Annotated in this window: 13 protein-coding genes and 1 riboswitch; of the genes, 1 reads left to right on the plus strand and 12 read right to left on the minus strand. The window is 37.0% G+C overall.

Annotation, left to right across the window (positions count from 1 at the left end; translation table 11 throughout):
• Positions 1 to 82 precede the first annotated feature (82 nt).
• The 8 genes from ACFQ19_RS17610 to ACFQ19_RS17645 form a co-directional block, all read right to left on the minus strand.
• A complete protein-coding gene (locus tag ACFQ19_RS17610; RefSeq protein ID WP_379593985.1) occupies positions 83 to 331 on the minus strand; it encodes a hypothetical protein in 249 nt (82 codons plus the stop codon).
• A gap of 196 nt (positions 332 to 527) precedes the next feature.
• On the minus strand, positions 528 to 1727 hold the full coding sequence (locus ACFQ19_RS17615) for an alpha/beta hydrolase fold domain-containing protein (RefSeq protein ID WP_379593987.1): 1200 nt from the start codon (positions 1725 to 1727) through the stop codon (positions 528 to 530).
• A gap of 100 nt (positions 1728 to 1827) precedes the next feature.
• Complete coding sequence (locus tag ACFQ19_RS17620) at positions 1828 to 2052, minus strand: DUF6199 family natural product biosynthesis protein (protein ID WP_379593989.1); 225 nt, start codon at positions 2050 to 2052, stop codon at positions 1828 to 1830.
• A gap of 691 nt (positions 2053 to 2743) precedes the next feature.
• On the minus strand, positions 2744 to 2926 hold the full coding sequence (locus ACFQ19_RS17625) for a hypothetical protein (protein ID WP_379594026.1): 183 nt from the start codon (positions 2924 to 2926) through the stop codon (positions 2744 to 2746).
• Positions 2919 to 3911, minus strand: coding sequence for an N-methyl-L-tryptophan oxidase (solA, locus tag ACFQ19_RS17630; protein ID WP_379593990.1), 993 nt, complete (start codon positions 3909 to 3911; stop codon positions 2919 to 2921). Before solA ends, ACFQ19_RS17625 begins: the two co-directional genes overlap by 8 nt.
• Before the next feature lie 438 nt (positions 3912 to 4349).
• A complete protein-coding gene (locus tag ACFQ19_RS17635; RefSeq protein ID WP_379593991.1) occupies positions 4350 to 4832 on the minus strand; it encodes a LysM peptidoglycan-binding domain-containing protein in 483 nt (160 codons plus the stop codon).
• Positions 4833 to 5383: 551 nt separating this feature from the next.
• Positions 5384 to 6058 carry a thiaminase II gene (tenA, locus tag ACFQ19_RS17640; protein ID WP_379593992.1) on the minus strand — a complete coding sequence of 225 codons (675 nt, stop codon included), beginning with the start codon at positions 6056 to 6058 and terminating at the stop codon, positions 5384 to 5386.
• An 85-nt stretch (positions 6059 to 6143) separates the two neighbouring features.
• A riboswitch (TPP riboswitch) is annotated at positions 6144 to 6246 on the minus strand.
• A gap of 427 nt (positions 6247 to 6673) precedes the next feature.
• Positions 6674 to 8011, minus strand: coding sequence for a hypothetical protein (locus ACFQ19_RS17645; protein WP_379593993.1), 1338 nt, complete (start codon positions 8009 to 8011; stop codon positions 6674 to 6676).
• Positions 8012 to 8313: 302 nt separating this feature from the next.
• On the opposite strand from ACFQ19_RS17645, the gene ACFQ19_RS17650 reads away from it, so the two are divergent.
• A complete protein-coding gene (locus ACFQ19_RS17650; RefSeq protein ID WP_379593994.1) occupies positions 8314 to 8754 on the plus strand; it encodes a PH domain-containing protein in 441 nt (146 codons plus the stop codon).
• A gap of 397 nt (positions 8755 to 9151) precedes the next feature.
• On the opposite strand, the gene ACFQ19_RS17655 is transcribed toward ACFQ19_RS17650, so the two are convergent.
• The 4 genes from ACFQ19_RS17655 to ACFQ19_RS17670 form a co-directional block, all read right to left on the minus strand.
• Positions 9152 to 9943: a uroporphyrinogen-III synthase gene (locus ACFQ19_RS17655; RefSeq protein WP_379593995.1), complete on the minus strand. Its 792-nt coding sequence runs from the start codon at positions 9941 to 9943 to the stop codon at positions 9152 to 9154.
• Positions 9944 to 10177: 234 nt separating this feature from the next.
• Complete coding sequence (locus ACFQ19_RS17660) at positions 10178 to 11467, minus strand: MFS transporter (protein WP_379593996.1); 1290 nt, start codon at positions 11465 to 11467, stop codon at positions 10178 to 10180.
• A gap of 449 nt (positions 11468 to 11916) precedes the next feature.
• Positions 11917 to 12480, minus strand: coding sequence for a TetR/AcrR family transcriptional regulator (locus ACFQ19_RS17665; RefSeq protein ID WP_379593997.1), 564 nt, complete (start codon positions 12478 to 12480; stop codon positions 11917 to 11919).
• Positions 12481 to 12502: 22 nt separating this feature from the next.
• Positions 12503 to 13273 carry an SDR family NAD(P)-dependent oxidoreductase gene (locus ACFQ19_RS17670; RefSeq protein WP_379593998.1) on the minus strand — a complete coding sequence of 257 codons (771 nt, stop codon included), beginning with the start codon at positions 13271 to 13273 and terminating at the stop codon, positions 12503 to 12505.
• Positions 13274 to 13614: the final 341 nt, after the last annotated feature.

A 13614-nucleotide genomic window follows, 5' to 3' on the forward strand; every position in this document is an offset into this window, starting at 1 on the left:
TTAGAAATACCATTTACCTTCAGCTGTCTACGAATTTTTTAGCTTTTCTCGCTTAAAAATAGGAAATCATGAACCAAAAATTTTAATTTGATTCTTTAATCTGCAGGTATGAATAATTCAGGATTATCACTCTGATAGTTCCTATTTTTTTATTTTGATTCATATTAATAATCCCTTGAATCAAAAATAGTATGGCTAATCCCATAAATATTGCAGGAAATAATATTTCAGGGGTATCACTCACCGAGTAATTATTAACCATTAAAATGGTAAAAATCAGAGCAAGATAAATTACCCAAATAATATACATGACCCTATTAGCCGTATTCATTTAAAAAACATCCTTTTACTTTGCGGTTTAGATAGTGATAAAAAATAAAAGTATTAAATTATAATGGCTTAACTGGTGTACTAAATACAGTCTGCTGATGCATAAAAGCACTGCCATTCATTTCAAAGTCTTTTCCAAAGACATTATTATCAATATATTTTCACATTGATAAGAGATTCCTTCTTCCCGATACATACTAATTATATTGATTTAAAAATGCTTCTATTTTTTGTCTGGTTGTTTGAGTAGCTATACTTTCCCAGTTAGTGTCATAACTATGATCAGAAAATGGAAAATAGTAAGCTTGGTTGTCTATATTATTTTCATCGAGTTTTTCATGCAGTCTCTCTATTTGCTCCTCAGGTACCACTTTATCTTTTAATCCGACAAATGAAATCGTAGGTGCAGAAGTTTCATTTACATACTGAACAGGAGACATCTGCTGATAACGATGTTTGATTTCTTCTGTTTTTGGTTGGCCATCCATGAGTTGTTCGAGCAGTGGCTGAATAAATTCTTTGCTATTATTTTCATCATAGAGTTGTAACACATCCGATGGTCCATATAAATTAATAATAGAATTTATTTCCACGGCGGAATCAGAATCCATTTCTCTGGTAACTAGGCTGTTTTCGTTTAATTCCGTATACCCCGTTAACAATGCTAGATGACCCCCGGCAGAAGATCCGATTACATTAATTCTGTTTTCATCTATCTGATACTCATCCGCATGTTCAACAATCCAGTTTAGCGCAGCATGCGTATCTGAAATTTGTTTTTGCCACATGTCAGATCCATTTTGGCTGTATTCCACATTAAATACAACATACCCCTGCGAATTAAACCACTTACTCCATGAGGAAACATCACTTTTATCCCCGCCGACCCATCCACCGCCATGAATGTTTACGATAACAGGACGATTTTCATCATTCACTTTTGTATCCCATACATCCAGTAATAAATCTTCATCTACCGCAGTTTTATAAACAACATCTTCTTCTAAATCGGAATACGTATCTGTACCAGAAAAAGAGAATGTATAGTTACCCATCAAGGCTGTTTCTACGCCAATACGATCGGCATAGTATTGGTTTTGAACCCCAGAAAGAAGTGCTATTCCGAAAAAGGAAATACATATGACCGCCCAAATCATTTTTAAAAATAATGCAGATTTTTTCCAAATAAGAAGGAGTAAAATAATGAAAGCTGCCCCACCTAAAATCAATAATGCAACAGGAAATGTGAGCAAGTAAAATGAAATTTGACCTGAATAAGTACCATATCCACTAGAAAAAAATGAGCGCCAAAGCAAAACAAATGCGCCTGTTAGTACCAATAAACTAGCAATGATACCAAGTTTAGTTAAAATAAATTTAAATTTTGTAAATGCCATTTCGTTTCTCTCTTTCATTAGTTTATCTGGATAGCAGTACCCTGGAAAGAGTTATTTGAAACTTAAGCCTGTTTTTCATTTTCCGTACAAAACTCCTGCTCTATAATATATTATTAATGACTAAATAGATCATTATAGGTCCAGCAACAATCATGAAAACGCCACCAATTTGGTTCGCAATTAATGCTGAATTAGATGGTTCAGCATCTTTTAATTGCCACCCTAATGATAGCTTCCAGGCTGTTTTTGGTGAAAAAATACTAACCAAACCATAAATAATTAATAACATACACACTATTGTAAAAATAATTTGAGATAGTCCCATGACCAGTCACCACCTTTCTTGGATAGGGGGTAATTATCTTTTTTTAAATGTGTAACTTATTTCATGCAAAAATTATTTTATGATATTCTGTGGCTGCGAAATTAAATCAGACTCTCTTTTTCATAAATTTTAGTTATACTAATACCCTTATATATATAAATAAAACATTTAGATGCATTGTCAAAAGCTAAGCGGCTTCCGTAGTATTGACAACCATGCTTCTTTTATAACAAAGCTGTCGTATCATTTTTATTTTCTGCTTGGTTTGAAAATTCACATCTTCTTGCCTCTTTGAACCATTTCTATCTGCGCAGAATGTGCTTCTGACATATGTCAATAAGCTCGCTTATTCGAAAAAATGTTCTATCTTGAACAAATGATACCAAGTTTACTTAAAATAGATTTAACTTTTGTAAAAGCCATTTCATTTCTCTCTTTCATTAGTTTATCTGGATAGCAAGAGTTATTTGAAACTTAAGCTTGTCCATCATTGTACTTTAAATATGCTAAAGAGAACTTCCCGTAATTAGGAAGTTCTCTTTAGCATACTAGAATATCCAATTCTAAAAAACAGGAAATAGCGTTCATTCAATATTGTATTACCTTACATTATTATTCGTTTCAAATAAAAGGAGAAAGGAATTGTTTTTTTCACCCTGCAAAACCAATTCCGAGATTACGCTATTTGTTTTTATTGTACCGAGTTCTTAAGACTTGGACGATCCAATTTAAAAATGGATATATCGTGTCCCGTTTCACCGGACACTGCCAGTTGAGATAGTATTTCCCCTACTGCACTGGCAAACTTGAACCCATGCCCTGAAAACCCGGCAGCAATGGAGATATGAGAGTGAACCGGATGTTTATCAATGATAAAGTGACCATCTGGAGTTCTTGTATAAACAAATCAACCCTTTCTTTAACGCTCCGGATGCTTCCGGCATGAATTGATCCAGGAATTCGCGTAAATGACCCTGGTCGTTTTCATCAGACCCAAATTCCCGATTCATTGTATCTGGGTCTATTGCATTAACATAATCGTGTCTCCCAATTTTCAAACCGCAACCGCCAAAAGTTGGAAATCCATAATAAATGGCTCTTGTATCACCTGATGGAACTTCTACCATAAACACAGGAAATACGTTTGAATTAAATAGGTCTTCATTCGCTTCAAACCAGGCGACAGGTTGTCTGGTTGGGACAAGGGGAAGATTCAGGTCTACTTTGTCAGCTAATTTTCCGCTCCAGGATCCAGCGCTGATAATTAACTTATCTGATGTAAATAGATCGTTTTGCGAAATCACTGTAACAGAATCTTCATAAGCCTTGATATCAATAATCGGATTATTAAATGAAACCTCTGCTCCATGGTGCACCGCCAGCTCTTTATATGCCTGGTTGCAATTTTCACTAAATAATATTCCAGAATCAGGTTCAAAAAAACCATTATAATCATCTGGTATACGCAAACCTTGAAATCGCTCTTTTATCTGTGTCCCTGTTAAATAATCAACATTTAAATGATATTCCTTTCCACTTGTAATAGCTTCATCAATAAACGGTGCATCATCTTTAGGTCCAAACCCTATTGCACCAACTTGAGTAAATATTTTATGATGAGATTTCTTTTCGAGTTCATCCCAAAGTTCCTGTGATCTAAGAGCAAGCGGCACATATTCTCTTCCTTCCCCATAAGCATGGCGAATGATTCGGGTTTCCCCATAATGGCTCCCTTGATCATGCGGAGGGTTGTAAGAATCAACGAGCAATACCTTCACTCCCTGCCTCGCCAAATAATATCCCGCAGCCATTCCCATTGACCCCGCACCAGCTACAATTACATCATAATGTTTTGTCATATGAAATCCTCCTTGATTTTATTGAAAATGGATGAATTATCCTTTTCATGCATTTTCTTTTTTGGATAGAAAGAATAATTGCATCCTGCTAAAGGTTTTTCAAATACCAACAAGAATCCAATTCTATTTCATAGATAACAATAAATGATTTCGAAATTGTCCCTCAATCATTGAAGATTATTATTTATCGGTAAGCGCTTACAAATATTTTAAGTCATTTTTAAAACTGTGTGAAATTATTAATAACGATATCACCCATCTTTCTTGTTAATGTATTTCATTTATCAAAGTAAATATTCGTTTTTCAGCCTGTTATTATGAGACATCACAACAAAAAAGCAGTCAGCCTAAATATAGTTCACTGGCTGGCTGCTTTTTTGTTGTAATAAATTACAGGAAGCATATTCATACATAATTCTTAAAATCTCATTTTACAGTTTAATAAGTCCAAACTTTAGCTTGAAGCTCCTGCACTCCAAATTCCAGTGCATCATCTAAATCTTCCTTATAAATATCTAAATGCCCATTTGTGATAGCACTTCCCCGGTCTTCACACACGTAAGTTTCATCCAACTCCGGGATATGTATTTTCGTTCCAAAAGGAAGAGATTCTGGACATGCGATGGTTCTTCCTTCCTCTACTTCTTCACCGGATGCTGTTACTCTATAGCCAGGATCCCCTGGTTCTTTACCCGTAGATTCTTCTCCAGCTGTATAAGCTGTCACGGTAAAAGGAGTTCCTGCTTCATCCGGTATTTTGATTGTCTGCCCGGCTTCAATAGAAGCGGAATCCGAAATAGATGGGTTGGCTGCAATAACAGCATTAGCATCTACTTGATAGTTTTGTGCGATACGGTACACGTTATCCCCCGGCTGCACTTCATAATGTTGCTCCGCAGATGCCGTTCCGGCAAAGAGCACGAACCCTGCCAAAGCTAGAATAATCGAAAAAATATACTTAATAATAACACCTTCCTCTCCATGTGATAGTTACTCTTTACCCTTCTTTTTAACTTATAAACTTGGATTCTATCGATATTTCTATTTTTTAATATAATTGTAAAGAAAATGAAAAAATAGAAATATTTTTTGTTCTGTAAAGTCATGTTCTTCTAGCGTATGCGACTATCCATATAAAACTATCGGTTCGTCACGACTAAATCATCGGATGCCAGTGGACGCAAAACAGAAAAAAGTAAATTGTTGCATCAAAAAACGCATTATACTGAATGACAGTTGCCCCACGTGCGCAGCTACTTTAGCCGCTACCGCAGACTTTCCTGCACCACTTCCTTCATCCAGAGATACCGCCAAAGGCTTGGTTCGCCCTTCTAGACGTGTTTGTATAGCGGTTACAATTTGCTGCACAGCTTCTTTTGGTATTGATGTTTATCTCCCGCTGGATCCAATAGAAATATCTAGACGGAATATTATATTTATACTATACAACTTGTTTTTCACTTAAAGCTTATTCATTTCTTACTTTCAGAAAACCAGTTTTCAAATGTATAAGCCATTTCCCAAAAGCGGAGTTCATACTCTTTTGCTATAATAAATTGTTCTTTAACTTTCTCCTTTTCCCTGTCGCTCATATCTTCAACGAGGGTATTGAGCAAATCAATCATGTCATTCGTTGAATCTTGGAATCTGTCACTTGCATACATGTTAATCCAGTTACGATAAATTTCCAGATCTGGTGTTGCATGCTCATTCTCTTTTCCGATGTCCGCGTATAACCAATAGCACGGTAATATTGCCGCAATGGTATGTGCCAAATTTCCAGACATTGTTGCCCGATATAAATGCGACGTATATGCATAAGCAGTTGGAGCTGGTTTAAAATTATCCATGTCCTCTTTTGTAATATGTAATATCTTCGCGTGTTCGTTGTGTACAGTTAATTCCGCTTCTGCTGTAAAACGCGCTTTATCTGCTAAAAGAGCAGTTAGTTTAAAATCTTCTGCTTGGGATGCAGCAATCGCGTGCACCTTACCATAATGTTTTAAATAGTAAATATCTTGCAGAATATAGTACTTAAATGTTTCCAGCGGTAAATCTCCCTTTACAATACCTTGCACAAATGGATGATTTAAACTTTTCTCCCAGCTTTCTTTCGTTGCATGACGTAATTCCTCTGTAAATTTCATAAAAATTCCTCCCTTTCATCTTTTCTAAAGACGAGCGGAAGGAATATTGACATATAAAATATACGCACATAAAAATAGCGTGTGATTGCTGCTTATTCCACTTCCCTCCGCCGGCCTTAACCAGATCAGGTTCTAAGGGTGCTAAATGTACATTTATCTCAGCCGTTATGGCGCCCCTGGTAGAAAATTTGAATTATTCGATTATCTATTATGGTAACAAAACAAAATGGCAAGTCAAGTTTATGAAAGTACTTGTTTTATCCACTTCTTCATTTCGCTGTTTTTGTATATCTTGGCATTGCTTTATAATATACGCTATTACAAAATGGAGGAAATCCCTATCAAATTTCTAACGTCTCTATATGTTGGTTGGGGGTAACACAATGAGCAAGCTGAGAAATTAACAAAACGATTTGATAGAGAAACCTCATAACTGAATGATAATGATTATCATTGTCATTGTCAATGTATAATGCCAATATTTTTAATTTATTTAAAAAAAGGAAGTACATAATTGATTTCTTATGAAACAAATTACATACTCCCCCCTTCATAGTTCAGATTCAACGTCAACAAACTCTCGCAATAGCGGTGATTACTTCCATAAATTCTTTTTTATTCGAGTTCTTTCTCTTCCACCTCACCCGTTTCTTTATCTACCAAATACCAGCCTATCGTGTTTGTCATCTGCACCTCATCATCTTCTCCTGCATATACAAATGCTTGAATATTAAAATACCCATCTTCATCTTCATGGACCATGGTTTTCACATCTTCCCGAGAAACGTCTTCATGCTCATCCACATAATCAAACACTGCGCTTGTAGCATCTTCTTCTGTCAATTCGGTATTTTCCTCTTGCTCGCTTGTATCCGATGCCTCTTTGGATGAGTTATTATTATCTTCTGCGTTATTTGTATTGTCGCTTCCTTCCTCCAACAATGGGTAAACGGAAATAACCTGGTCTGTTTCGTTCACAAGTTTAAGTTCCTCGACTTGAAAGTCAAGTGCAGCTAATTGAAGGACTTGTTCAAAATCTTCACGCTCTTGTTGAGACGCTTCTGCTCCGTCATTGATATGATACGTTACAGTGGCTTGATCCTCATCAATCCTTGCTTCTTCGATTTCCAAGCCTTCGTAAATCCCGGAGCGATAAGACCCGTCATCGTTCGTGGCGGTAGTCATCGCTTCAACAGTCTGCCCGAAATCAAGCAATTCGCCATCCTCCGCAAAGATTTCTTCTTCCGCTACAGCGCCGCTTATATAAGTGTGTTCCCCTCGCTCTGTTTCTTCTGGAGACATAACATAGTATCCACGATTGGGCTCTTGTTCGATGTCAACAGGATCCTGCCATTGATTTTCAGCAAAAACCAGTCCTCTCTCTCCATCCTGATTAAAAAGATTAAATTCATCTAATCCATATCGGAAACCGATCTCATTTAACGCTTCCCAAAACATCGCTGACTCCGTCGATGCCATACTTAAATCATCATCTTCGTTAAAATATAAATTTGCCTCTGTTCCATCGACCTCAAAATTAGTTGTAGCAGAGAACAAGTCACGTTGCGAAGGATCACTTTCCATTAATGATTGATGTATACGCTCCTCCCGTGTCATCTCATCCGCTGTCCGTGTGAAGTAAAGCAATAAATCTGTTCCATCCAGCCACTCGGCATGAATCAGGTAATCACCGGAGACTTGTTCTTCTGTATACTCCTGTTCTTCTGCTTCGTTATCGGAATGGTCGTTTGCCTCCTCGTTTTCCGCCGGGTTCTCATCAGATGCAGCGCCCTCCTCTGGGTTGTTTGATTCTGTCTCATTTACATCTTCCTCTGAATCTGCCTCATTGTTTGACGGTGTTTCATCTGCAGAATCTGTTTCATTTGTATTATTGCATGCCGCCAATACGAAACTAAATAAAAACAGTCCGAAAACAACGCCTATTTTTTTCAAAATACCCCCTCCAAAATCATGGCTTCGTTATTAGAACTATTCCCGGGATTTAAAAAATAAAACTGTGTTTGTTTTTTTGAGGTTGGATGCGTTGCTGTGTATATGTAGAAAATGCTAATTTTTATTTGAAACCATAAAAATAAACAACTATTCCTCACTATGCAATTGATGACCTTATTGATGAAAGAGCAAAATCTGCATTGGGATGAATGAAATAAAGAGAAAAACACTCTATAATAGTTGGGTAGAAATAGTAAGAAAATATACCTGGAAAGCAACTGCAAGAAAGGTGGGATTGCGCCATGATTTTTCGTTCAAAAGTAGACGGTTTTTTCGTAACGTTTATGTCCATCGTGATTTTATTAATAGGTGCTGTAACGCTGCTGCCTCCACTCATTGATAATGAGGCATCCACAGCCGTCGTCATAATAATGACTGCTATCTGTATTATTGTAGCAGGATCCTTGTTATGGATGTCTTTTTCAATCAAGTATATTTTTTATGACAATTATCTGTTAGTGAAAGGCGGACCACTCAAAAGTAAAATCCCCTATCAAAGCATAAGAAAAATTTCACCGACAACAGATATCTTTACTGGTTATCGCATTTTATCTGCCCGAAATGGTCTTGAATTATTTTACGATGCAGCCATACTTGGCAGTGTAAAAATTTCGCCAAAGTATAGAAGAGAATTTATTACGGAGTTAAAAAAGCGATGTCCGAATGTACATATTCAGGAATAAAACTTTATCATCGGTAAAAGAACCCCAACGATTTTCTGACACGTCGGGGTTCTTTTATCTATTCATTTCATAAATACCTTGCCCATTTTTGTTTAAAACGATTCAAAACAGCCGTGAAATAGCACTTGCCTGCCAATCTATAGCGGAAGCGTCACCGGCTGTAAAGGAATTTCTTCATATTGCAAAAGATGTTTCCTATTGAAGGGAATGTAAAATAGGATAGGTGACTTGGGGAAAATGAACCCGTAAAGAAGGAAACTGACTTTACTTAAAATATTAAAAACCTGGTGATTTTATTTGAAATCGCCAGGTTTTTTTGATGTGTTTCTATGTTTAGTCATTACTAACAGGATAATTTTCCAGAACAGATAATAAAGTGTGTGGTATTCTTCGTATTCTATGAGAACTGTTTATTTAGTTCTACAACCATTGCTCCCATTTTGGGTTTCATTGGCTGGAATACGTTGTCGACACCATTCTTCTCTAACTCAGCTGCAGTCACCTTTCCTATTGCCGCTGCTAAAACTCTCTGATTAAAGGCTGCTGCCAATTCCTCCTTGTCATTCTTCATAAATAGGTTTCGCACTTGTGTTTTACTAGTAAAAACAACAGCATCTACATGTTGAAGAATGATTGTTTCTTTCAGTGTCGATAAAACCTGTTGGGCTGGTTCTTTATAGGAATATGGTTTAGATAAATAAACATCATAACCGAGCTGCTCGAGACTTCTTTTTAAATACGCATCGTCTTCATTATATGTCTGTAAATAAACTTGTTTTCCTTCACCCTGTTTTGCAGGAGGTAACAATTCAAGTAAATTCTCCATTGTTCCATCTGCAGAAAGAATGCTTGGTGTCAGTTGATGCTGCTTCAGCCACTTTGTCGTTTTACTACCGCGAATCGCGAGTTTTGAGCTTTTTAGTTTGTCTATGAAGCTATGATGGATATGAAGATTCTGTGCAGATTGTTCTAGCGTTTCTGCTCCTATTCCGGTAGTTAAGATTATTAAGTCAAATGTGTTTTCAACCAGTGTTTTTACATCGTGCTCACAAATCGAATCATTAAGCTGATACGCTCCTTGAATCGGTAATTGAATGGTGTTCCCACCTTGTTTACGAATCATCGTATCGATTGCTTCTGCCTGACGAGTTGCAGCAACAGCCACTTTCTTTCCATTAAGTCCGTTCATATATTTCTCCTTTTTTAGTCATTTTTATATTATTTATAATTATCTTCATCCATCTCTTCCATCGCTCGTTTATTGATATTATAACATAGTGGCATCTCGATAGTTTGAAATCTTTTTTTATTTTTTCTGATAGTTATTTAGAAAAAGCTGTTTATCTACAAGAAACAGGGAAATAAGCAGCTCTTACCTCTGAAAAAATTTAGCTAATTATATCGTTATGGTTATGGATCATTTTTATTTCGTATTATTCTCTAAACGGTTTCTTTCCCCTTTGATAGACCAAATCACAATAGGAATAAGTATCAAAGATAAAACACCACCCACAAGCGACAACAACTCGTAACTTGAACCAGCAACTACCATTCCTGACATTGCACCTCCACTTGCACCAGCTAATGCAATAAACACATCCACTGTTCCTTGCGTTTTCGCACGCGTTTCAGGCTCCGTGGAATCAACGATTAAAGCTGTACCGCTTATTAAACCAAAATTCCATCCTAAACCGAGCAAAATCAGTGCCACTGTCATGAAAAATAAAGAACTTCCAGGAGCAATGGCTGCGACAACTCCTGCAAGAAGCAACGTAGCTCCAGAAGCAATTGCCATCACAGTACGGCCGACCTTATCTACAAGTACTCCTGTAATGAGTGACGGCAAATACATTGCACCGACATGAAAACCGATTACGAGTCCTATCGCTCGCAGACTATGTCCATGGTTTCCCATATGAATAGGAGTCATTGTCATAATGGCAATCATCACAATTTGACTCAGTACCATGATGATTGCCCCGACAATTATTCCTTTTTTATGAATCAGGTTCTTTTGAATATGAGAATCTTGTGCCTTATGATGTTTATTTGCATTTATTTCTAACGCAATCATGAATGAATCTGGACGTAAAAAGATAAATAAGAAAATACCTGCCAATATAAAGGCGATTGCCGATAAAATAAACGGCCCAGCTAATTCAGGCACACCAATAGACCGTGCAAAATCCCCCATCACATCCACTAAGTTCGGGCCAGCAACGGCCCCAAAAGTTGTAGCAACCATCGCCATGCTTACAGCAGTACCTCGTTGTTTATTCGTTGCCAAATCTGTACCAGCATAACGTGCCTGTAAGTTGGTTGCAGTACCTGCACCATATATGAGTAAAGCAGCGAATAATAAAACAACACTATTTAAAACAGCGGCAAGCACTACACCTATTGCTCCAATTCCGCCCGTTATAAAACCTGTCGCCAACCCCATCCGTCTTCCGAAGCGATTGGAAAGTCTTCCTACCACCAATGCAGCTCCTGCTGATCCTAAAGTGAATAAAGCAGCAGGAACTCCTGCAAAAGCATCTGTACCAAACATTTGTTCAGCAAGTAGTGCACCTACCGTTATCCCGGCAGCTAATCCTGCTCCGCCAAACATTTGTGAAATAACGATAATAATCAAGGTACGTTTATATAATTGCTTTTGTCTTTCTGGATTATCTATATACCCTTGCGCCGAATCGTTCTTTTCAGCCGCCAAAATAAACACCTTCTTCTCCCGATCTGTCTCTTCATAAGTACACCTTTTTAACCAAGGTTCTATAGGTTCATGACTTCTATCTGATTAGCTGAACCTCTCCAAGCTAATCTTATATAAGTAAAGCAAAGAATGAATCAATTCAAAATGGGAAGCCACCGCTATTTCATGCATTACATAGCACGCTTCTTTCTGGAACGTTATCACTCTAGCGTTAATCGATAGTAAAATGATTTCTCCAATTCTTGTAAACGTTCAGTGGAATACATCTTTTAACTTTCTTTCGTTGTTTAAATGAAAAGATGATGTCTATAATGAGCGTTTAGACATCATCTTTTCATGATACTATAATTGAATTTAACTTTTGGAATCAATACGATATTTTCTGCACACCGTGACATACTTTAACTGGTTAAATGCAATACCTTTTCACCACGGGGCACCAACCATTCTCAAATTGAAATAATGGAATGAATCTCTTTAGAAATGATGGAATCAAAATAAGAGATGTCTCTGGAACTTTGAGTAATCAATTGGAGACCTTGAACCACTACAAATAGATGGTTTGCCTTTATACTTGCCTGTTCTTCTGGAATATGAAATTCCTCTAGTTTCTCTTGAATCCATCGTACATTTTTATTAAAGAATGTATTGATCTCTTGCTGCAATTCATCATCCAAAGAAAATGATTCCATGGACAGCATCGAACATAAACATACTTGATTATTTTCCTGTAAGTTGTCCTTAAATTGTTCGGTATATGCAGTCAGCATCTCTTCAAGGGAACAAAGATTAGAGCAACGTTCATCTAAGGAAGTAAAAAACTGATTCATATAGTGTTCTAACACACTTTTCACAAGATCCATTTTTGTTGGGAAATAATAATGGATGCTTGCTTTTCTGATTCCTACTATATTCGCAATATCAGCAAAACTAAATCCATTTATTCCTCTTTCTTGAATGAGCTTTTCCCCTGTTTCAATAATTTTTGTTTCCGTATTCTCTTTTTTGGCCATTCAATCACCTTTATCTTTATTATTAACGCAGCCTTGCTGTAGCTCCACCATCTACAGGCATAACTGTTCCTGTGATCCAAGAAGCTGATTCACTTGCTAAGAATAAAATGGCGTTTGCTACATCTTCTGGTTGCCCATTTCGCTTCAAAGGGTGGAATTCATTAAATGAATCTAATACTTCCGGGACTTCCTCATCAGAAAGGAAATTATTATAAATTGGCGTTTCCACTACAGCAGGAGCTACCGCATTTACCCGAATATGATCTGCTGCTAATTCAACCGCCATATTTTTAGTCATTGCATGCCTGCCAGCCATAGCTGCAGAATAAGCAGCGGAAGGGGTTGCTTCTACCGGTTGAAGCGCCCACATTGAACCAGTATTAATAATGGCACCTTGTCCACGTTTCTTCATTTCCGGGATAACTGCTTGGGAAGTAAAAAGCGTTCCTTTAACAATGACATCAAGATAAGATTGCACATCTTCCGGCGTATATTCGGTAAATGGAGTTGGAACAAACTTTCCAGTATTGTTAACCAGTATATCAACTCCGCCGAATAATTCAACAGCTTTGTTAACCAGATCTTTCGACGTTTCAGGATTACTTATATCTCCTGCTACAAAACTTACTTTTTGTTCAGTTGGATCAATCTCTGTGGCTGTTGTTTTCAATACCTCTTCTCTGCGACCATTAATGATGACATTAGCACCTTCGTTATAGAATAATTCTGCTGCTTTTCGGCCGATGCCGGTACCTCCGCCAGTGATAATGACCGTTTTATTTTGAAATTGCATATTTAATTCCTCGCTTTCGTATTGTTTTATAAGACAATTTCATTCTACCTACTAGTAGATAGAATATCAAGTAAAAAAATATATGAATACCTTAAAAACTCAACTTTCGGAGCGACCACTTTAAAAAGTAACTTCCCTCCCACAGGAACAGGGGTCAATCGTTTCTTCTATACATCTATTGATAAAGGTTAGCAGATAAAGTATAAGGCGATCGCTACGGCGGACCGTTTTGCTTTCCACAGACAAAAACAGTAGGATGAAAATAAATTTATATTAATCATTATTGTAAGAATATCCCTGCTGCTATTTCATTTATCATAACAGCGCCAGTTACTATCAAA

The organism is Oceanobacillus locisalsi (assembly GCF_042675985.1).
GTDB classification, from domain to species: Bacteria; Bacillota; Bacilli; order Bacillales; family Amphibacillaceae; genus Oceanobacillus; species Oceanobacillus locisalsi.

Excerpts from the sequence above, each read along its gene's own strand:
- ACFQ19_RS17665 (WP_379593997.1), bottom strand. The coding sequence starts at position 12,480 with ATGGCCAAAAAAGAGAATACGGAAACAAAAATTATTGAAACAGGGGAA.
- ACFQ19_RS17655 (WP_379593995.1), bottom strand. The coding sequence starts at position 9,943 with ATGAACGGACTTAATGGAAAGAAAGTGGCTGTTGCTGCAACTCGTCAG.
- ACFQ19_RS17670 (WP_379593998.1), bottom strand. The coding sequence starts at position 13,273 with ATGCAATTTCAAAATAAAACGGTCATTATCACTGGCGGAGGTACCGGC.
- solA (WP_379593990.1), bottom strand. The coding sequence starts at position 3,911 with ATGACAAAACATTATGATGTAATTGTAGCTGGTGCGGGGTCAATGGGA.
- ACFQ19_RS17615 (WP_379593987.1), bottom strand. The coding sequence starts at position 1,727 with ATGGCATTTACAAAATTTAAATTTATTTTAACTAAACTTGGTATCATT.
- ACFQ19_RS17620 (WP_379593989.1), bottom strand. The coding sequence starts at position 2,052 with ATGGGACTATCTCAAATTATTTTTACAATAGTGTGTATGTTATTAATT.
- ACFQ19_RS17610 (WP_379593985.1), bottom strand. The coding sequence starts at position 331 with ATGAATACGGCTAATAGGGTCATGTATATTATTTGGGTAATTTATCTT.
- ACFQ19_RS17650 (WP_379593994.1), top strand. The coding sequence starts at position 8,314 with ATGATTTTTCGTTCAAAAGTAGACGGTTTTTTCGTAACGTTTATGTCC.
- tenA (WP_379593992.1), bottom strand. The coding sequence starts at position 6,058 with ATGAAATTTACAGAGGAATTACGTCATGCAACGAAAGAAAGCTGGGAG.